Source organism: Asticcacaulis biprosthecium C19, assembly GCF_000204015.1.
GTDB lineage: Bacteria > Pseudomonadota > Alphaproteobacteria > Caulobacterales > Caulobacteraceae > Asticcacaulis > Asticcacaulis biprosthecius.
Genome location: NZ_GL883077.1, coordinates 2,348,234 through 2,367,820 on the forward strand (window position 1 = coordinate 2,348,234; position 19,587 = coordinate 2,367,820).

The following is a 19,587-nucleotide window of genomic DNA, read 5'->3' on the forward strand; positions in this document are numbered from 1 at the left end:
CGAGCCTGAACCATTTTCCTGACGGTCTCTCTTCTGCTCATTTGGCTTTTTCAAGGATATCAAGCGATGATGCTCGATCATATTTCGAAGCTGCTCCCTGTGGCGGCGATTACGCCCGTCGCGGCGCGTACCAACAATACCGCGATCACATCGACCGCCCTGGACCTTCAGGGCTGCGGGTCGGCCTCGTTCGTGCTGCTGACCGGCGCCAATACTGACGCCAACGCCACGTTCGCCCTGGAAATCCAGGAATCGAACGATGACGCGACCTATACCGCCGTCGCCGATGCCGACCTGATCGGAACCGAGGCCCAGGCGTCGTTCGATTTCAGCAAGGACAATCTGACCTTCTGGATCGGCTACAAGGGCAGCAAGCGGTATCTGAAGGCCGTCGTGACGCCGTCCGGTAATGACTCCGGCGATATTTTTCTCTCGGCTGTCTGGCTGAAGGGACATCTCGAGCTGGCGCCGGCGGCGAGGAATTAGGGCTGGGGTCGTGGTCGACTATCGCGCCAAGAAATCCCCCCTCCGTCTCATGTGCTTCGGCACATGAGACACCTCCCCCGCATAGCGGGGGAGTATAAAAAAATAAAATACTTTCAACCCTCTATGCGGGATCGGACATGCTCGAACTTATCACGCCGCCGGCGAGTGAGCCGGTTTCGGTTGCAACCTTGCGCGCCTATTTGCGCATCGAAAGCGCCGATCATGATGCGCTGCTGGCTGAACTGATCGCCGCGGCGCGCGATACCGTCGAAGCCGATTGCGGGCTGTCGCTGGTCGAGACCCATTGGCGGGCCTGGTTGAACCTCGGAAGTCTGACAACGGTCAGGATTGGCGAAGGACTCTACGATCAGGTCGTCGTCGAGCGCGGGCCGGTGTTGGCCGTCACCTCGGTTGAGTTGGGAGGTGTCGAGGTGGATGCCGACGACTGGCTGACGCGCGGGCCGCATGGCAAGGCGGTTTATGCGCCGGCTGGCCTGGACCTGTCCGCCGTGCGGATCGATTTTCGCTGCGGCTATGCCGCGCCGGAACTGATCCCGGCGCGGCTGATCCGGGCGATCAAGATGTTGGCGGCGCATTGGTTTGAGAACCGCCAGGCCTATGAGCAGGCGTCGCTGGAAGAGATCCGGCTGGGCTACAACAAGCTGGTCTCCGGGTTTCGCCGGATGGTGTTGTGATGGTGGGCTTGCGTGACCTGACGGAGACGGTTGTCGTCCTGCAGGCCGTTGCCGACGCCGATGCCATGGGTGGGCGGCGGGAGAGCTGGGCGCCCTGGGTCACCCGTTGCGCCCACGTCACCTGGGCGGTGGTGCCGGATGGGCGGTCGGGCCGTGAGGACGGCGGCAACCGCGGTGTGGCGACACTGCGCTACGACAGCGAAACGGCGGTCATCCAGGCCGGGCAGAGGCTGGAGATCACGTCGCGTGACGGTGGTCAGGCGGCTGCGCGAACCTACAAGATATTGAGTGCCAATCCGGCCGGGCGGTCGTGGATCCGGCTGAGCTTTGCGGATGTGAAGTGATGGGCGTGAAAATGACCTGGACCGACTTGCCACAGGATTTTGTGCGGCGGGAGACGGCGCGCGTCCGGCGCGCGTTGGAAGCTGCGGCTGAGGTGACTGCCGCGGAGATCGAGGATCGGATGCCCTGGGCGCGGCTGGAGGTTACCAGCGAAGACGACGAGGTTTCGATTGTCGTCATGCGGGGTGGCGATCTGGTCGCGGATGCGGTCAGGGGGCAGTCCGATGAGATTTTACATGCCGTAGGGCGAAAAGGGGGCGGTGATGGTTGAACGCGTTGCCATTGTCGGCGCCGTCCAGACGGCGTTGCTCGCTGATGCCGGTTTGCGTGCGTTGGTCGGGGATCGGGTGTATTTGCTGGAGGCGCCGTCCGACGCCGATGAGCCGCAGACGCCTTATGTTGTTACGGAACGAGTTCGGACACGTAGCCAAAATACCGATGCGGAGGCCGAAGGTGTCGTGATGACCCTGACCCTGTCGGTGTGGGGATCGGAGGATGCCGGCCCGGCCGTGGTGGCCGCCGCCGGTGATGCTGTCCATACCGTTTTGAACTGCTGGGGTCATGACGGCCTCGGCATTTTTGCCCAATTCCCGCCGGAGCGACAGCGACTGTTTCAAGTCGGGGCGGGCCTATGTCGATCAATCCACTTATCGTTTGCAAATCTTCGGAGGCTGATAATCCATGACCACTGCATCTGCCGGTCGCCTGATGACCATCACCGTCAACACCTCGGGCACGACCTGGGACACGCTGCCGGCGCTCCGGTCGAAGACCTTTACCATCAACGGTTCGCCCGTCGATATCACCAATTCGGACAGCGCCGGCTGGACTGAGCTGCTGGGTGGGGAGGGCGTGCGCAATGCCACCTTTCAGGCCGGCGGGGTCATCGATCACGATACGACCGAGAAGGCCCTGATGGGCCAGCTTTTCGATTATCGCCTTGGCAATACGCTGAAGAGCTACAAGATTTTCGTCAATGGCCTGGGGACGTTTGCCGGGACATTTTTCCTGACCGAGGTCAGTGAGGCCGGCAATCATGATGGCGAGGTGACCTATTCCATCGGCGGAACCTCGTCGGGTGCGATCTCCTATACGGCGGTGTCCTAACAATGACCATCAAGGCGCGCGGTGGCGATTTCGTCACCATCGATGGCGGCAAGCACGCCGTCCTTCTGACCCTGCGCGGCCTGGCGGCCGTGGAGGATGAGAGCGGCTTCAACGGCGTCGACGAGATCGCTGTGGCGGTGCTCAATGCTCATGTGAAGACGTTCAACCGGTTGTTGGTCGAGTGTTTGGTGGATGGCGGGCTGGAACGGGAGGCGGCGACGGTGCTGAACGTGTCGTCGGCCGAGTTCCAGGCCGCATTTCAGGTGGTGAAGACGCTGGTGATGCAGCTCTTCCCAAAAAAAGCGGGCGCCGGGGGCGGGGAAAAGGTCAGAAAGACTCCGGGGGCGACCTCTGGTCCAACTGGCTGAACCTCGCTCTCGGCAAGATGCGGATGTCGCGGGCGGAGTTCTGGGGCTTAAGCCTAAAGGAATGGAACTGCGCGGTCGAGGGGTTCCTAGACTTCAACTGCGCGGCGCCTGATCCGCTCGAAGACCCGATAGATCCCCAGGAACTGGCGGCCCACAATGCAGCGTGGGCGGTCGAGAAACAGAAGCACGGCTGGACATGAGCATCAGACTGGGCGAGGCCCATTACCGCTTTACCATAGATGATGAAGGCCTGGCGGCGGGTTTGAAGCGTGCCCGCGTGCGGGTCAAGACCGAGGCGGCGGCGATGGCGGCGGATATCCGCAAGCTGTCGTCGTCGTTTGACGCGGTTGGGCAAAAGGCTGACCTGGCGGCGCGCCGTGCGGAGGCGGCCATGAAGAAGGTTCGGGCGGCGCAGCGTGAGCGTGGAGCGGGTACGGGCGGCGGGGCTCCGGCGGGAGGTGAAAGCGAAGGCGGAGGTCGAATCGGTTCCGCGGCGCAAGTCTTCGGTGCTGTCGGGAAGGCCTTCGGGGTCTTGCCGGTAGTGTGGGCAGCGTGGCGGAAACCTTGCCCACCGTATTGAGTGCGATGGGTAAGGCGGGACCGATTGCCTCCGTAGCTGCCATCGGGGTCGCTGCTTTTGTCGCAGCCTTGGGAGAGGCGCGCAAGGCGATGAGTTTCGCCGATGAGATTCACGACAGCGCAGAGCGTCTTTATGTCACAACCGATGCCTTGCAGGAATATCGCTACGCAGTCGAGGCCGTTGGGGGCGAGCAAAAGGACGCTGATAAGGCTCTGGAGGATTTTGGCGACACCCTGAGCAAGGCTCGGCAAGGCGTTCAGAGCGCCGTGGAACCGTTCAGAAAGCTAGGATTTACACGTGAGCAGATCAAGAGCTTCACGAGTGTGGAAGGGGCACTCGATGCCGTACGTGGCAAGTTCGGAGAGCTGTCCGAGGCGCAACGCGCGGCCGTTATCAGCCAGTTCGGCCTGAAAGGCATGAAGGACCTGTTGTCGCAATCCGTGGATGAGCAGGACCGTCTGATCCAGAAGACGCACGAAATGGGGCTGGTCATGGACAGCGAACTGATCAAGCGCGGCAACAAGCTGAATGACGAATTCGAGACGCTTCAGAAGGCAATCGATGTCCAACTGAAGTCGGCCCTGGTTGATCTGGGGCCCATTCTGGTGGGCTTGATGGAATGGATTCGTGCTGGAGCCGGCTGGGCGGCGGACATCGCCGACAACATGCGCAGTATTCCCGACAAGACCGAGGCTGGTTTGATCACTTCGATGGACAATCATCAATATCAGATCAATCGCATCAAGGGCTTTGAGGCGGCGCGCAAAGGATGGCATGTCGACGCGAGCGGCAATGTCGTGGATAAGGACGGTCGCAACAGAAATGACGATCTGTCCGCTCACACAAAACGAAAGTTGGCGCATCATGAGGGGAAGGTGCGTGACAATGCCGTCGAGTTACTTGACCGGCGGGACGCCCGGCAAATCGGTGGGGGCATACCGCCGCCGGTCATCGACACGCCGGGTGGCGGTTCAAGAGCCGACAGTACGGCCGGCCTTGACCGTTCATCCGAAGCGGCGGCTTACAGCGCGCAGCGCGATTATTATAACGCCTTGCTTGCAATGACCGATGATGCCAAGGCGCGCGCCAAGATCCAAAGCGATTTGCTGACGCTGGAACAGGGTCATGCCGACGAGGCCCATGCCCAGGCGGTGGCCGATGTCATGGACAGAAACAGCACGAACAAAGTCGCCCAATTGGCCGATCTGGAAACAGCCAAGATGTATCGGGACAAGGCTTTTGCGGCCCGGCAGACTGCGATCGACGTTGAAGCGGAGGTCGCTGCGGACAAGCGCTTGCTGGATCGCGCGCGCGCGATCCGCAACGCCGAACTGGAGGTCATCAATGCCCGCCTGGCGCTAACGACCGACCGCGGCGAGCGTATGGCGCTGGAAATACAGGCTGAAGATATTCGCTTTCAGTTAGCGATGGACGAACTCAAGACCGCTCAGGATGCCGAGGCGGCGCGCGCCTTCGCCGCCGATGGCACAGTCATCGTGGCCAGCCCTAAACAAGCCCAAGCTTTGAAGGCGGCGCACGACGCGCGCATCAAAGGTATCGAGGAGGTCAACGCTGGTCCGTTGGACAAGTTTTTCAAACAGATCGAGAACACCAACGATGCGGCGGAAAGCGCTGCTGTCGACGGACTGGAGACTTTCAACAAGGGACTGATCGACATCGCCACTAACGGGGGAAAGGGCATTGACGTTCTGCGTGCGTCGCTGACCCGGTTCTTGTCGGCCATTGCCAACAACAGTCTGATGACCCTCGAAAAGGGGGCCTTCGATTGGTTGAAGAGCGTATTCAAGGTTGGCGGCACTTCAACTTCAGGCGGCGGCGGTATGCCCAGCCTGTCCATGCCAGGACGCATTGGCACGCCGCCGTTCCTGCCAGCTCCGCATTATGCTGTCGGGACGGATTTTCACCCCGGTGGTTTGGCCATGGTGGGCGAGATGGGGCCGGAGCTGGTCGATCTGCCACGCGGTGCGCGGGTGTTTACGGCCGCCGAGACGCGAAACATGACCGGTGCCCAGGCGCCGGTTATTCACCAGACCATTCATCTCAATGCCCAGGGGGCGGTGCTGGCCGACACCATCATCGCCGAAGCCCGGGCCCATGCGGTCCAGGTCGGGGTTGCGGCCGTCCAGGGCGGTGACCGGATGAACCGGTTCAACCGGGCGCGCGAAGGACGGAGGGCCTTGCTATGAGTTTCGACCTGCCGGCTCTGCCACGCGAAAGCGATATCGACTTCCTGGAAATCCGGGCTGGTGGCGATCTGGAAGGGCCGCTCAATGGCGCCACCATCCGAATCAACCGGCTGGGCGACAAGACCGGCGTGCGGGTCAGCCTGCCGACCTTGAAGCGCGGCGGCGCTGGGGACGCATGGGTCGCGGCGCTGCTGCGCGGCAAGCTTGAGCCCGCGCGGCTGGCCTTGCCGCTGCCGGACGGTGGCGTCGGCGATCCGGGGACGCCTCTGGTGGACGGTGATGGCCAGGCTGGGGCCGTGCTGAACCTGAAAGGGTTGACGCCGGGCTATGTCGTCGGGGCGGGGCAGGCTTTTTCGGTGATCCAGGACAGTGTGCGTTATCTGCACTTCGCAACCGCCGCGGCGACGGCCGACGGCAGTGGCGATGTGTCGGTGAGTTTGGCGCCAATGCTGCGGATGTCGCCCGCGGATGGAGCGGTGGTCGAGTTGGCCGGGCCGAAAATAGAGGGCTGGATCCGCAAGGATGAGGCGGGTTGGTCGCAGGCCTGGACCGGGATCGTGACGACCGGTTTTACGCTGATCGAGGCGCGCTGACATGCCGTTTAATTCGGAGTTGCAGGCGGCGCTTTCAGGGGCGCAGGTCAGCCTGTTCTTTGCGGTGCGGATGGCGCACCCGGTAAAGACGGTCCATCTGCTGGACGGGGCCGGAACCCTGAGTTTTGGTGGCGAGGTGTGGAGTGGTTTCGATCCGGACTTTGGCGCCCTGGGTGCTTTGGAGGCGATCGGAGATCAGGCCGATCGGGATGAGGCGCCCGAGTTTTTGCTGACCGTCCGGCCGGCCGATGCGGCCCTTTTGGTTGGATTGGCGACTGCGGCGGCGCAGGGCTGCGCGGCGAGTCTGTACATTGGCGCCTTCGATCCGCAGAGCGGTGCGGTGGTCGGTACGCCCGAGGTGGTTTTCCAGGGCGAAGTCGATGATGTCGATATGGTGCTGGATGGCGCCAGTAGCGCCGTGACCTTTACCCTGGTGTCGCACTTCGTGCGCTTTCAGGCCGAGGATGAGGCGATCACGCTTTCGGACAGTTTTCACCAGTCGGTCTGGCCGGGGGAAAAAGGATTGGAATTCATGACCGAAGTCGAACAGCAGATGCCGTGGGGCGCCGAAGGGCCGCGGCCGGCCGTGGTCGCGGTCAAGGGCGTGACCAGCCTGATCCTGGGCCGCGGCAACCGGGCGGTGTGAGCATGTCGTTGATTGCACGTCAGAAGGCTGTGGACGCGGTGATGGCCGCGTACCAGGGGCAGGCATTTGTCTGGGGGCGCAGGGATTGCGCACGGATGGCGGCGTGCCTGGTCAAGGCCATGGGGCACAAGGTGTTGCTGGTCCGGTTCGGCGCCTACCGGACGGTGGCTGGGGCGTTGTCGGCGATCCGCCGGGGCGGCTATGCCAGTGTCGAGGCGATGCTGGACGAGCGGTTTGCGCGGATCCCCGCGGCGTCGGCCTTGCCCGGCGATATTCTGGCTTTGCCGAGCGAGCTGCCGTTTCCGGCGCTGGCCATCTATGTCGGTAACGGCGCGGCTCTGCATAGCTGGCAGGGGCTCTTTACCGTCAGCCGGGTGCTGACATCGGAGGCGGCGTGGCGCGTGCCACCGGTAGGAGGGGCGCATGGCTGATCCGGTTTCGATAGCGGTCGCCGCCTTTACCTGGGTGACGACGACCGCGCTTCCCGCCATTGCGACCTTCGCGGCGGCGCATCCGATCCTGTGGGCGGGGGCCAAGTTCGCCGGGTCGATGCTGCTGTCGTCGATTTTGGCGCCCAAGCCGCCGAAAATGGAAGGGCCGGGTACGCAACTGGCGTTCAAGGCCGACCTGGGCGCCGGGCTGCCCGTCGCCGTCGGCCGTACGGCGGTCGGGGGCAATATCGTCCACCAGTATCCGTCGGGCGCCAAGAACAAGTACATGTCGTTCATCGTCGCCCTGTGCGCCGCCGGGCCGGTGGAGGCGATCGAAACCTTCTATGCCAATCGTACGGCGACCAGTCTAGGGGCGGGCGGATTGGCGTCCGGCTGGGGCGGCAAGATGTGGCAGACCCAGACCCTGGGCGTGAGCCCCGAAACCGCGATCGCGTGGCCTTCGGGGTTGTCGTATGGTGATCGGCCGACGCATTGGACCAGCGACCACAAGGTGTCGGGTGTGGCCAAGGCGTGGTGGGTGCTGGACTACGATCCGGACGCCTATCCGTCAGGGGTGCCGCAGCCGATGTGGCTGGGGAAATGGGTGAGGTGCTGGGATCCGCGCGATGAGGCGCAGGATTTAGGCGATCCGCAGACCTGGGCGTGGACGGAGAACCCTTATGTCATCGGGTTGCAGTTCTGCCTGGGCTGGTTCCAGAACGGCAAGCGCGTCGCCGGGGCCGGGATCGACCTGGATATGATCGATCTGGCGTCGTTCGTCGAAGGCGCCAATATTGCCGACGCCAACCTGGTGAGCGAAGACCCCGACCTGTCGTGGACCTGCGGCGGACAGTTTTCGACACGGGATTCGAAATGGCAGGTGCTCAAGTCCATCCTGCAGGCGGGTGGGGGACGACCGTCGATGACCGGGGCGCGGGTGTCTTGCATTGTCAATGCGCCGCGCACCAGTCTGGCGCAGATGGAGGCCGGCGATATTCTCGGGGCCATTTCGGTCAAGGCGGTGCGGTCGCGGCGGGACCGGATCAATTCGGTCACACCGCGTTTCCGATCGCCGGAGCATGACTGGCAGGTGGTGGCGGCTTCGCCCGTGACGAAGAGCGACTATGTCGATGCCGATGGCGAACTGCGGTCGCGTGAGATCGACTATCCGTTCGTGCAGAATGCCAGGCAGGCGGCGCAACTGGCCGCCTATGACATTGCCAATGGCCGGGAGCTGGAGATCAGCCTGACCTGTGGGCCGAAATGGATGGGCTACCGGCCGGGGGATTGCATCCGGGTACATGTGGAGGCCGCCGGGCTGAGCGAGGTGGTCGAAGAGGCGGTTGTGGGGCGCAAGGCCATCATTACGTCGCGCCAGATCGATCCGCAAACCGGGGCGGTGTCGATGACGCTGATCACTGAAACCGAGGCCAAGCATGACTGGGCGCTGGGGCAAGAGGCGGCGGCGCCGGTCATTCCGGGGCTGAGCCTTCCCGATTTTGCGAACGTCGATGCTCCGACCGGATGGACGGCGACACCGGTCGTTGAGAGCAATGGTGGGGTGACGGCGCTGTCGATCCAGGTTGCCGGCGCCAACGACAATCCGTTTACGACCGAGATTATCGTCGAATATCGCAGCGACAGCGGCGATCCGTGGAAGGTATGGACCTTGTTGTCACCGCGCGCGACCGGGACGGTGATTACGGGACTGGTCGGGCTTACCCCTTACGAGGTCGCCATCAGCTATCGCACGGTCTACGGCGTGGTTGGGGCGCGACAGGAACTGGATGCCGTCTTTACCGGCGAGGTGCCGGGAGATATGGTTTTCGATAATGTCAGTGACGGCGATACGCTGGACTTCGGCAAGGTGCTGCCGGCCTTGCCGGAGGTGTATATCGACGCCGCCAACTGTATCGTCCCGGCCAGCGGGGAGGCGCGGCACAATACGGTGACCGCCCTGTCGACGTCATCGGTGACCGTGTCGATCAAGAACACAACGCCGAGCGGGCTGACGGCGCAGAGCGCGTCCGGTGTCCAAGAGGTCGATCTCAACTGGTACATCGACAAGCCGACGGCCGATGATGCCCAGGGCGGGGTCTACGCCTTTTCGGCGACGATGACACCGGCCGCGTTCAGCACGCCCGGCGGGACGATCTATTCAGCGGTGGTCGATGTCTATTACCGCGTGTCCGGCAGTGCGCCCAATGCCTGGATCTATGCCGGCCGGATGGGCGGGCAGCAGGCCAATGGCTCGGCGGGGACTGTGGTCAGCCGGCAGATGACCATCACCGGCGCGATCGGGCAGGATGGCGGCAAGGAATTCTTCTATGTCGCCCACCAAGGGACGATCAGCGCGTTAAGCGTCGGCTACGACACGATCGGTAGCGGCAGCGCTGTGTCCGCTACCGACACCTATCACAAGGCGCGGGTCACCGTGCGGCCCAAGCTCGCATAGAGTGCAATGAAATCAATATTTTGATTGGTTGCAACCACCTGCAAGATACCCCTCCACCGCTTCCTTGCGCTTGCCGAGATATATCTCGGCGGCGCTCACCCGCCCTACCCATCTTCGATAGGGAGGAGAAGGAAGGATAGTCTTTCGCAAAGTATGTTCGAAAATTCGGGAGGCGGACCATGCCCGTTACCTATGCGCCCGTGCCTTTGCTGGCCACGGCAGGGACCTTTTTTGCCGCGGGGCTGACCCTGATGGCGCATGTCGAAAACGGCGCGTTTGAGCCCGTCGATCTCGGCGACTACAGCGGCTTCCGGTTCGAAAGCGGACCGGTGGCGGTGACGCAGAATGATCAGGAAGGCGAGGGCGGGCTGACCGTCATCGATGCCACCGCCGGGGAGATCGATGTGCGGTTGTCGGCGGCCGACCTGGCGCAGTTTGTCCTGAAGGAGGGGCTGGACTTCACCGTGTTCGACTGGCGGCTGACGGCGGTTTATGACGGTGACGACAGTCCCAGCGAGATCGGCGCGGGCCTGCTGAGGGTCCGGCCATGACGGCGCCGCGTCATATCGTTCTGGTCGGCGGGGCGCGCGGCCGGTCGGGATCGCCGGTGTTTTCGGCTTTCGACGGGGCGGAACGGCGCAGCGTCGCCGACCGCATTCCCCCGGTCGTCCGGTCGGTGGCCGATACCGGTCGCGGCAGTCTGACGGCTCGCGAATGGTTGCAGGCGGCGATCGATGCGGCCAGTGAACAGGCCATGCGGCTGGGTCAGCGGGTCTATCTGTCGACCGAGGGACGGCTGTTCGACATCGGCAGCACACCGATCCAGATGCGGTCGGGGGTGGATCTGGACCTGAGTGGTTCGATCCTCACGCATCAGCGGGTGTCGAACACCAGCGGTGCATCCGTGGCGATTACCGGCAGCAACCTGCGCAATTTCAGTATTGTCGGAGGCGAGGTCTATGGGCCGGGATCGTGGACCTATCAGGGCAAGGTTTACGGGTCTTCGACCTATGCGTTTCAGTTCAGCGGGTGCAGCCAGTTCGACATCGATCTTTGGTATTACAACGGCAATTCCGGCCTGTTGCTGAGCCACTGTACGCAGGGCAATGCGACGGTGCGCGGCTATGAGCTGAACGGACCGGCTTTGGCGGTGAAGGGTGGTTCGGAACTGACCATCGCCGCCGGCGTTCGCAATAGTGCGGGGTTTGGCATCTATGGCGACCAGGGCGCCAGCAAGGTGCATGTGCTGTGGGTGCGCAAATGGGTGGATGATACGCGGTTAACGGCCGGCAGCCATCCGTATCTGTGGTCGCAGCGCGAAATCTCGCACAAGGTGGCGTTGAACCGGATCAGCGGCGCGGTGTGGTCGGCGGACCAGGGCGGGCGTACGACGTTTACGGTGACACGCAATCCGACGGTGGATCAGGTCGGAATCCCGAAGCTGAGCGTCGGCAAGCGGGTGCGGATCAGCCATGTCGAGTCGAGCGTGGCGGACGCCTTCAACGGTGAGTTCGAGATCGTGGCGATGAGCGGCGGGACGACGGAGTCGCAGGTGGTGGTGGCGCATCCGGCCTCCGTGTCGCCGGGGAGCTATGTCGCCGGCAAGGGCATCGGGCGGATGGCCGACCTCGAGACCACCTGGTACACGCTGGGGGAAGAGGCCCTGGGGGTTACCTATTCCTGTACGGAATGGACGTGCGACTACCTGTATGCCCACCGGACGGGGGATGCGGCCTGTTCTCTGACCGGCGACCGGATGCATGTGCGCCATGCTGAGGCGGTCGAGTGCCATCTGGGCGGGGTGCATATGTCCGGGCGCGGGTCGCGGGTTGATCTGGTGACGTCGTACTATAACGGCCACTGGAATTCTTCGGTGGCGAAATTCGGCGGGGTGGCGGGGTCGGTCGGGTCGTCGGCCGGCAACTATGCCCAGCATTCCAGCTTCGGCAAGATCATCAGCCGCCAGGACATCACCGGCGGCGGGCGGATCGACCGCGACTGGCGCTATGCCAATTTCACGCCAGGCGGAGAGTGCGGGCGGGCCTATGGTATCGTTGCGAGCGGCACCACGACGGAGATCGCCGGGGTGCCGGTGGCTGTCTACTGGATCTTTCGCGTCAAGGGGGCGACGCCGGACTATTTCGGTGAGATCGATCCTGTATCCCGGGGCTTTGTGGCGCCGGAGGACGGCGACCTGGTCGAGGCAATCTGGAACGACGGCGAGAGCGACTGGGTTTTCCGGCGGGCTTTTGCTGGCTCGATCACGCCGATCGCGCCGGTCAATTGTTACTTTGGCGAGATCGATTATGACGGACCGGCGGTGCGGATGGTCGACCATGTCGGGTCAGGTTATGGCAACCGTTATCCGTCGCTGTATGAACCCTATGGCGGGCCACCGATCCTGCTGAACGGGGAATTCCTGCAGTGGCCGGCAGGGACGCTGAGCCTGACAGGGACCGGCACGGAGTGGGCGGCGGGATGGTATGGGGCGCGCTCAGGCGGTAATGCCATGGTCAGCCGGATCGCCGGAAAGCGCGGGCGGTATGCGGTCAGGCTGAAACGCAGTCAGGGCACGGGCGGGGGGAACAGCCTTCTGGTGGCGCAGTCGATCACGGGTGACCGGCTGCATGAGCTGAAGGGGCGGTATCCGTCGTTCCGGCTTCGGGCGTGGTGCGGGGCGACGTGGTCGGACAACAATCAGCAACTGTCGTGGGACCTGAAATACCGGACCAGTGTGGCGGCGATGAGCGACAGCGACCTGGATCCCGATGGTATTGACCTGTCGAATGGCGCCTGTCCCGTGACGACGGCGGAGGGGGACGTCAGTTTCACATCGGCGGCCGCCGTGCCTGCGGAGGCCGAGCAACTGATCCTGCGGATCTATTACACGCCGACGCTCGGCAGTGCGCGGTCGGTCACGGTGACGGCCGGCGGCAGCGGCTATGCGGCGGCGCCGCAGGTGGTGTTCGGCGGCGGTGGTTCGCATGGCGAGAAGGTGTGGCCGACGGCGCACGCCGTGGTGGCCGGCGGCAAGGTGACGTCGGTGGTGGTGGATTTCGTGGGCGCGAACCTGGAAGGCATTGTCACGGTGAGTTTAGACGGCGGCGGGGGGAGTGGGGCCATGGCGACGTGCCGGGTCTATCTCATCGCGGATGACGAGGACTGGCTGGCTTTCGAACGGCCGGTGTGCGCGCCATCGGACAGCGATTTCAGCTTTGTGCGCGAACCGGTTGAAGTGACCCGGCTGCGGCTGGGATTGTAATTTCTTATTTTGTGGAAGGATACGAGATGGCGGCGGAAATTACCCTGTTCAAGGCTTTGGGCGATGGCGGCGGGCGGAACGGTCCGGTGGCCGGGCGGCCGGTGCAAAGCTACAGCGCCAGCTTTACGCCGGCGATCAGCGGTGTGATCCGGGTCTATGCCAATGGTACGCCGGTGGTGCTGACGATCGGCGGCAAGAGCCTGACCGTGCCGTCGGGCTGGATCGAGTATTTCGGCGTGGTCGCCAACCAGGACGTGACGGTCGGCTGAGGATGATGGGATTTGGCATTGGCCGGATGGGGCTGGCGTTTCGCGGCCCGCGTCCGGTACCGTCGTGGGTGGCTCCCGGGGCGGCGTTTCATATCAAGCCGGCGGCCGGCTGGGCTTGGATCAATGGGCGGGAATATACGTCGTTTGCGGCTCTGGTGGCGGACCCGACGGCGGCGAGCTTCTCCCGGCCGTCCGAATGTTATGCCCTGACCAGTGCGGGGACGTTTACGCGGTTTGACAGTGATGTGCCGGCGATTACGGATCTGGGGCTGCTGGTGGAGCCGGAGGAGACGGGGCTGGGTCTCCGCGGAATAACGCAATCTGAAGGTCCGCAGTCAGCGACGAGGGCGACGGTTCAAACTAACGTTTCTGGTCCTTTCGGACTTACCGGATGCCGGATAACAGCGGATGGTACATCCGGGTCTCATTCTAGGTCGAATACTCTTGCGACAATCGTTTCCGGCAAGACCTATTTAATCTACGTTATCGTTGAGGATTCGTCAGGCGACTATTTTCAATTGGTTGCTGGGTCTAGTGGCTTTGGTACAGGTGTCTACGCCAATTTCGATCTCTTGGGAAACGGTTTTGCTGGGACAAAGGGAGCTAATACAATTACATCTGGTATAGTTGAGCTCTGTCCCCGACGTTTCCTTGTTTGGCTTTCTGCAACTGCTACCGGCAGCGCATCGACAGGTGTTACGTTCGCGATCGTGCCTTCAATTTCGTCAACGAGGCTTGCTTCATCATTATCAACGTCGGCGTTCACGATTTCCGCTGTTCAGGTTTCTGAGGCGACGAGGTGGGGCTCTCCAATAGACACAGGCGAAACAGTGCCCGATATCCGCGTCGGCGTTTCTTTGTCGGTAAAACCGCCTTCTGACACCTATAACATAAGCGTCAAGTTTGGCGACGGCACGGCGGATCAGTTTCTGTCTGGGCAGGTCGTGGGTGGTGGCGGCTGGGCATGTCCGGCGACGTTGAACGGACGGTTCGTTACTGACATCATCGGGGTGACGGCCTAATCAGACATCTTTCGCCAAAGCGCAATGTCGGGCTGCCTCCCGTTTAGAACTGTATCGCTATGCCAGCGGTGCAACATTCGGAATGGAAGGGAATTGTTCGGATCGTTCGCGTCAATCGGATAAACCGCAGCGAACTCTTTGGCCTCCCACACCTTACCATCGTACTCTATAGACGTAGTTGTAACCCGCGTACCGTCCGGCAGGCATTTGAAGATCCAGCCTGACGACTCCCTAAATGTCTCATTGATGGGGTGAAGGTGTCCCGCAAGCCGGGTGTCTTCGACCATGTACTGAGCATTTTGCAACAGCAAGATGCCGCCGATCTTGAGATTGCGGACGAGATTAACGAGCCCGGCCTCGAAAGTGGAAAATGGGTAAAGTTCGGAGATGTTGGCCAACTCTGATGTGGTTGGCCATTTACAAAACACACTCATTGCGGTGATAGCGTCGTAAGGACCATGTTGCGCGATGGCAGCTTCGTTTGACGGGAAGATAGTCATTGACGCTGGGCATTTATCCATCGCCTGCTTTAGGGCTGATTGCTTGATGTCTGTGCCAAAGACTTGGGCATTGGGAAACTCCTTCTGGATATCCAGACACTCTTCGCCAGTTGAGCATCCGAACGACAGGATTTTCAAAGGGGTGTCCGCCTGCTCCCCGAAGGCACGATGAAGGGCTTTAAAGAAGGCCGCGTTCCTGCCCGCAAAGGTGTGCGAGTTGCCCTGCTGTTGGATGGTCAAGTTGTCCATGTCGCTAAAGAAGCAAAACACCCTTGCCGGCGCAACTTAAATTTGCGGACGCCCTGCGCAAATGCACGAAATGCGGTTTCAGATCCGATTTATTCCCTGATCTTTCGCCACAGGGCTATGTCCGGGTTGCGACCATAAATCTCTGGGCCGGGGGTCCAGCGATGCGAAACCGAAAATTCAATGGGATGGGTGGTGTCCTTGATCCGGTCGGCATTGGCTAGGAAGAAGTCGGGAAAACTCCATTGACGGCCGTCGTAGTCGACTTGCGAGGTGGTCAGGCGGTCGCCGTTCGGTGCACATTTGAAGATCCAGCCTGAAGAATCGGAGACAATGTCGTCGATCGGTTCAAGCTTGTCGGCGAGTGTGGTGTCTTCGACCATATACTGGGCATTCTGGAGCAAGAGCACGCCGCCTGGCTTCAGGTGCTGGAAGAGACCTAGAAGGCCGCTTTCAAATGTCGAAAACGGATAGACCTCAGTGATATTTTCCAGGCCGGATGTGGCGGGCCAGAGGCAAAAGACGCTCATGGCCGTTATGGCGTCGTAAGGGCCGTGGTCGCGGATCGCGTTTTGGGTCGACATAAACACGGTAATGTCGGGCGGGCAGGTCACTTGTGCCTTTTGGAGTGCACTCCGCTTGATGTCGGTTCCAAATATGTTCGCGTCGGGCAGGATTCTGGCGAGATCAAGGCACTCTTCCCCGGTCGAGCAGCCAAACGACAGAACTTTCAGCGGTGCTCCGGCAGATCTGTTGAGGCTGCGTCCCAGCGCCTGAAAGAACCTGTCGTTGCGACCGGCAAAGGTGTGAGAGTTGGCCTGCTGTTGGATTGTCAAGTCTTCCATTCGGGAACAAAAAGCAAAAGGCAGGAGGCGACGCAACCGGTAAGATTGCAGGTGCGCTCCCCGGAGCCGTTGTCGCGCCGCCATGAAGGGGGCGCCGGTTACAGACAGCGGCTTTCCCTTGACTAAAAGTGTCCGCTCTGTGTTATGCGTGCATTTCGCCTTCACAAGGTTTACGATTCCCGATGAAGCTTAGAACCTTGATCGCAGGCGCGTGGCGCGCGGGTCGGGACATTGACCTGTCGCATTGCCACTATGGCCCGGTTCCGGTCAATTCGGGGTATTACGGGACGATGCCGTACTATCGGCTGCTCGCCGGGTTGGTGCGGTTGCTGGCTGCGGAGACGATTGTCGAGATCGGCACCTATCATGGCGGTTCGACCCTTGCCATGGTCGCTGGGGCTAAGGGCGCAACCGTCCAGCCTAAAATTATCACCTTCGACCCGACCTTACACGAGAACGCGGCTTTGGACGCGGTGCCGTTCGTGACGCGGGTGACGGGCAATTTTCCGGACGTGTCGTCGGTTCAGAAGCTGACGAAGCTGGTCGGGGACAGGCGAATTGATCTTCTCTACATCGATGCGCTGAAAGACCAGACGTTTATCGAAAATACGCTTAAAGCCGTCGAGGCCTTTCAGCCGAAAGTCATCGTGTTCGACGATATCGCAGCGAACGACAATATTGCCTCGGCCTGGCGGAACATCCTTGAGAGCAGCGGCTGGGATTGCATCAGTCTGAACGATGTGCTCGAGGGCGTGCGCAATGTCAGTTACGATTTCGGGATCTGTGTGGCGGATGAGACCGTCTTCAAGAGCTGCGCCGGGGCGTTGGCGGAACTGACGGGGGAGGCGGCTTTCGCCGGCCTCGCTCTGGGCGAGCCCTACAGTTTCGGAATACGTGACGTGTTCGAAACCGTGCCGAGCATGATGAACAACAAGGAGTTGGGTCTGCTCTATCAGCTTGCGCGCCGGCACGTGACAGGCCTGGGCCAGGTGGTCGATGCGGGTTCGCTCTTGGGGTCGAGTTCGCTGGCGCTTGGTCTGGGGTTGAAGAACGGACGGGTTGCGGAGACAGTGCGGGTGCACGCTTACGACCGGTTTGTCAATTCCGGGCCGAACTACGAGAAACTGCTCAATCCGCCGGTCGAGCGGACGGGAAGTTTTCTGCCGCAGTATATTCGCAACATTGCTCCGGTTATCGACCGCGTGAATATCTATGCCGGCGATTTCGCTGCGCAGCGGTGGTGCGGGAAGCCGATCGAGCTGTTCTTTGCCGATATAGGCAAATCGGTTGCGCTCAATGCGCACCTCTATTCCGAGTTCGCGCCGTATTGGATACCCGGCCATACGTTATATGTGCAGCAGGATTTCGTGCATCTGGAGGCGCCGTGGATTCAGTATGTCCTTGGCTATCTTCAGTCGCACTTTACGGTGTTGAAGGTCGAGGCGCCGTCGCTGTTGATGGGGGTGAACAGTCTGATATCCGAGGAGGAGGTCGCCCGGATTGTGAACGATGACTTCACCAGTGATGAGAAGGTGAACTTCGTCTTGTCGTTTGCGCGGCGGTTCACGGATGTTGAGACGGTGGCGACGCTGCGCATGATTGCGGCGCGACTTATGGGGGAGGGGGGCGACCTGACGGGGGCCGAGGCGTTGCTTGAGAGCATCCGGTCAGACGCCGGAAAGTCTCCCGACAAGAATATCGTGCGGCGCCTCAAGCGTACGCAGACTCTGCTGGCAGAGATGTGCCCGTGAGATCGTCGGAATTTTGATATGACTTCACTGGTACCGCGTCACCAGATCAATACGCATACAGCACGAGGGCAAAACACCGTCTATATGATGGAGGCCGCGGCTGTTCTGGGCCGGGACCGCCCCTTGCGCATTCTGTCGTTTGGCTGTTCGTCAGGCGAAGAGTGCCTGGATGCGGCTGACATCTTCCCGAATGCTATCATTAAGGGCGTCGAGTTGGACGACAAGGCGTTTGAGAAGGCGGCGACCATTTCTCATGACCGAATATCCATCGAAAAATCGACCTATGAAGCGATTTTCGCCGGTGGGCCGTACGATCTGATCCTTGGGATGAGCGTGTTCTGCCGGTATCCGCTTCCGAAGGGGGTTGTGAATATCAAGGATGTCTACAAGTTTGGTCTGTTCATCGACACCATCAACCTGCTGCATGACGTGCTGAAGCCGGGCGGGCTGATGTGCCTCTATAATTCGATGTATTTCTTCGACGATTGCCCTGTGTCGATGGACTACGTGCCTTTGGTCTCTCGCAAGGTGCACGCAGGATGGATGCCGAAATACTATTCCGAGGGGGATGTGGCCACCCAAGTGGAGCATTACTGGGAGGGCCAGGTCTACTCTTTTGTGGACTGGGTTCGTACGGCTTCTGCTGACTTTGTCACCAAGAAGGAGGCTGTCCGGCACGTCTGGATCAATCCAAGATCCAAGGGGTCGCGGCGTGTCGATACGCCCTTCTGGCGAAAGCGCCGGTAACCGGTTCAAGAGATATTTTGCAAACGCCGCTTCACAGCGGCGTTTTTTATTGGGGGATGCCGTGAAAATCGACGTGCAGCATGTGCTGATCTTTGCCCTGATCGGGTTTGTCGCCTTTATCCTGGGGGTTCTGGCTTTTGTGCCGATCCCTGAGGGTAATCGCGATATGTTTATCCAGGCCGGCGCCGCCATCATCGGCATACTGACGCTGGTGGCCGGATATTACTGGGGCAAGAGCCGGCCCTCCCAGGGAGACCGCCCGTGATCAACAGCCGTGATATTGCCGCGCTGCATCCCGTCGTTGCCGCCAGGGCGCGGGCCTTCCTGACGCGCTGCGAAGGGGAGGGGATCGAGCTGCTGGTGACCTCGACCTATCGGGATCATGAGAGCCAGAATGCGCTTTATGCGCAGGGGCGCACTCGGCCAGGGAAGAAGGTTACCAACGCGCGCGGCGGGCAGTCCTTTCACAACTGGCGGGTGGCGTTCGATATGGTGCCGCTGCGCCACGGGAAGCCGGTCTGGGGCACGACCGGGGAAGATGGCCGGCTGTGGCAGCGAGTGGGTGCCATCGGCAAGGCGCAGGGGCTGGAATGGGCCGGGGACTGGCGGCGGTTCCGGGAATATCCGCACTTTCAGTACAGCGGCGGGTTGTCGATCGCCGACTTTCAGGCCGGGCGGAGTTTGTAGATTGGAAAGGTGGTCGCTATGACGGATGAAGCAACGGCGGAACGGGGGCTGGCGGAACGGGCACTGGCAGAACGGGCGCTCGCGGGGGCGCTGAAGGCTCAGGCCGATATTTCGACGCATGAACAGGTGTGCGCCGAGCGCTACAGCCGGATCGATGACGGGCTGACGACCGTGAAGGGGGATGTGAAGGATCTCACCAACCGGGTCAATCTGCTGCTGATCGGGGTCGGTGGGGCCATGTTTACGGTGATCATGGCGCTCGTGTTCAAGTAATTCCGACGGCCTTTGAATTTGACTTCTCTTGCAATACCAACCCTCGATGAGGTTGACACATCGGGGTAAAGAGGA

General features: G+C 61.4%; 24 protein-coding genes and 1 pseudogene. 23 read left to right on the plus strand and 2 right to left on the minus strand.

Features of this window, described 5'->3' with window-relative positions:
* Positions 1-66 precede the first annotated feature (66 nt).
* From ABI_RS10585 to ABI_RS25195, 18 genes and pseudogenes are all read left to right on the plus strand, one after another.
* Complete coding sequence (locus ABI_RS10585; RefSeq protein WP_006272945.1) at positions 67-486, plus strand: hypothetical protein; 420 nt, start codon at positions 67-69, stop codon at positions 484-486.
* 137 nt (positions 487-623) lie between these two features.
* A complete protein-coding gene (locus tag ABI_RS10590; protein ID WP_006272946.1) occupies positions 624-1,181 on the plus strand; it encodes a head-tail connector protein in 558 nt (185 codons plus the stop codon).
* Positions 1,181-1,525: a head-tail adaptor protein gene (locus tag ABI_RS10595; RefSeq protein ID WP_006272947.1), complete on the plus strand. Its 345-nt coding sequence runs from the start codon at positions 1,181-1,183 to the stop codon at positions 1,523-1,525. Before ABI_RS10590 ends, ABI_RS10595 begins: the two co-directional genes overlap by 1 nt.
* 11 nt (positions 1,526-1,536) lie before the next feature.
* The gene (locus ABI_RS10600) at positions 1,537-1,794 is read left to right on the plus strand and encodes a hypothetical protein (protein ID WP_157138778.1); all 258 of its coding nucleotides are present in this window, start codon (positions 1,537-1,539) and stop codon (positions 1,792-1,794) included.
* Positions 1,787-2,062, plus strand: a pseudogene (gene gp17 / locus ABI_RS26650) (tail completion protein gp17); the annotation flags it as partial. The gene ABI_RS10600 and the pseudogene gp17, both read left to right, overlap by 8 nt.
* A 142-nt stretch (positions 2,063-2,204) precedes the next feature.
* Complete coding sequence (locus ABI_RS26225) at positions 2,205-2,630, plus strand: phage major tail protein, TP901-1 family (RefSeq protein ID WP_006272950.1); 426 nt, start codon at positions 2,205-2,207, stop codon at positions 2,628-2,630.
* Positions 2,631-2,632: 2 nt separating this feature from the next.
* Positions 2,633-2,998, plus strand: a complete 366-nt coding sequence (locus tag ABI_RS10610) for a hypothetical protein (protein WP_006272951.1) — start codon at positions 2,633-2,635, stop codon at positions 2,996-2,998.
* Positions 2,999-3,021: 23 nt separating this feature from the next.
* Complete coding sequence (locus ABI_RS25190; RefSeq protein ID WP_006272952.1) at positions 3,022-3,198, plus strand: hypothetical protein; 177 nt, start codon at positions 3,022-3,024, stop codon at positions 3,196-3,198.
* Positions 3,195-3,578: a hypothetical protein gene (locus ABI_RS10615; protein ID WP_006272953.1), complete on the plus strand. Its 384-nt coding sequence runs from the start codon at positions 3,195-3,197 to the stop codon at positions 3,576-3,578. The genes ABI_RS25190 and ABI_RS10615 overlap by 4 nt, the downstream gene beginning before the upstream one ends.
* Positions 3,563-5,785 (plus strand): hypothetical protein, encoded by a 2,223-nt coding sequence (locus tag ABI_RS10620; protein WP_157138780.1) that lies wholly within the window; start codon positions 3,563-3,565, stop codon positions 5,783-5,785. Before ABI_RS10615 ends, ABI_RS10620 begins: the two co-directional genes overlap by 16 nt.
* Complete coding sequence (locus tag ABI_RS10625; RefSeq protein WP_006272955.1) at positions 5,782-6,378, plus strand: hypothetical protein; 597 nt, start codon at positions 5,782-5,784, stop codon at positions 6,376-6,378. Before ABI_RS10620 ends, ABI_RS10625 begins: the two co-directional genes overlap by 4 nt.
* Position 6,379: 1 nt before the next feature.
* Positions 6,380-7,024 (plus strand): hypothetical protein, encoded by a 645-nt coding sequence (locus tag ABI_RS10630; RefSeq protein ID WP_006272956.1) that lies wholly within the window; start codon positions 6,380-6,382, stop codon positions 7,022-7,024.
* A gap of 2 nt (positions 7,025-7,026) precedes the next feature.
* Positions 7,027-7,455, plus strand: a complete 429-nt coding sequence (locus ABI_RS10635; protein ID WP_374188338.1) for a DUF6950 family protein — start codon at positions 7,027-7,029, stop codon at positions 7,453-7,455.
* Positions 7,448-9,910, plus strand: a complete 2,463-nt coding sequence (locus tag ABI_RS23630) for a phage tail protein (protein WP_006272958.1) — start codon at positions 7,448-7,450, stop codon at positions 9,908-9,910. Before ABI_RS10635 ends, ABI_RS23630 begins: the two co-directional genes overlap by 8 nt.
* Before the next feature lie 179 nt (positions 9,911-10,089).
* Positions 10,090-10,461: a hypothetical protein gene (locus ABI_RS10645; RefSeq protein ID WP_006272959.1), complete on the plus strand. Its 372-nt coding sequence runs from the start codon at positions 10,090-10,092 to the stop codon at positions 10,459-10,461.
* Entirely contained in the window at positions 10,458-13,172 is a 2,715-nt protein-coding gene (locus tag ABI_RS23635; protein WP_006272960.1) for a hypothetical protein, read from the plus strand. The genes ABI_RS10645 and ABI_RS23635 overlap by 4 nt, the downstream gene beginning before the upstream one ends.
* A gap of 26 nt (positions 13,173-13,198) precedes the next feature.
* Positions 13,199-13,441: a hypothetical protein gene (locus ABI_RS10655; RefSeq protein WP_006272961.1), complete on the plus strand. Its 243-nt coding sequence runs from the start codon at positions 13,199-13,201 to the stop codon at positions 13,439-13,441.
* A gap of 2 nt (positions 13,442-13,443) precedes the next feature.
* On the plus strand, positions 13,444-14,463 hold the full coding sequence (locus ABI_RS25195) for a hypothetical protein (RefSeq protein ID WP_157138781.1): 1,020 nt from the start codon (positions 13,444-13,446) through the stop codon (positions 14,461-14,463).
* Here ABI_RS25195 and ABI_RS10665 read toward each other — a convergent pair.
* Together ABI_RS10665 and ABI_RS10670 are read right to left on the minus strand one after the other, a co-directional pair.
* A complete protein-coding gene (locus ABI_RS10665; RefSeq protein WP_006272963.1) occupies positions 14,460-15,212 on the minus strand; it encodes a class I SAM-dependent methyltransferase in 753 nt (250 codons plus the stop codon). The genes ABI_RS25195 and ABI_RS10665 overlap by 4 nt on opposite strands.
* 89 nt (positions 15,213-15,301) lie before the next feature.
* Positions 15,302-16,045 (minus strand): class I SAM-dependent methyltransferase, encoded by a 744-nt coding sequence (locus tag ABI_RS10670; protein WP_211211138.1) that lies wholly within the window; start codon positions 16,043-16,045, stop codon positions 15,302-15,304.
* A 191-nt stretch (positions 16,046-16,236) separates the two neighbouring features.
* Here ABI_RS10670 and ABI_RS10675 point away from each other — a divergent pair, with 191 nt between their 5' ends.
* From ABI_RS10675 to ABI_RS10695, 5 genes are all read left to right on the plus strand, one after another.
* Positions 16,237-17,805 carry a class I SAM-dependent methyltransferase gene (locus ABI_RS10675; protein WP_040308803.1) on the plus strand — a complete coding sequence of 523 codons (1,569 nt, stop codon included), beginning with the start codon at positions 16,237-16,239 and terminating at the stop codon, positions 17,803-17,805.
* 18 nt (positions 17,806-17,823) lie between these two features.
* Positions 17,824-18,552: a class I SAM-dependent methyltransferase gene (locus ABI_RS10680; protein ID WP_157138783.1), complete on the plus strand. Its 729-nt coding sequence runs from the start codon at positions 17,824-17,826 to the stop codon at positions 18,550-18,552.
* Between the two features lie 61 nt (positions 18,553-18,613).
* Positions 18,614-18,817, plus strand: a complete 204-nt coding sequence (locus tag ABI_RS10685; RefSeq protein WP_157138784.1) for a hypothetical protein — start codon at positions 18,614-18,616, stop codon at positions 18,815-18,817.
* Positions 18,814-19,239, plus strand: coding sequence for a M15 family metallopeptidase (locus tag ABI_RS10690; RefSeq protein WP_040308805.1), 426 nt, complete (start codon positions 18,814-18,816; stop codon positions 19,237-19,239). Before ABI_RS10685 ends, ABI_RS10690 begins: the two co-directional genes overlap by 4 nt.
* An 18-nt stretch (positions 19,240-19,257) precedes the next feature.
* On the plus strand, positions 19,258-19,512 hold the full coding sequence (locus tag ABI_RS10695; RefSeq protein WP_006272970.1) for a hypothetical protein: 255 nt from the start codon (positions 19,258-19,260) through the stop codon (positions 19,510-19,512).
* Positions 19,513-19,587 lie beyond the last annotated feature (75 nt).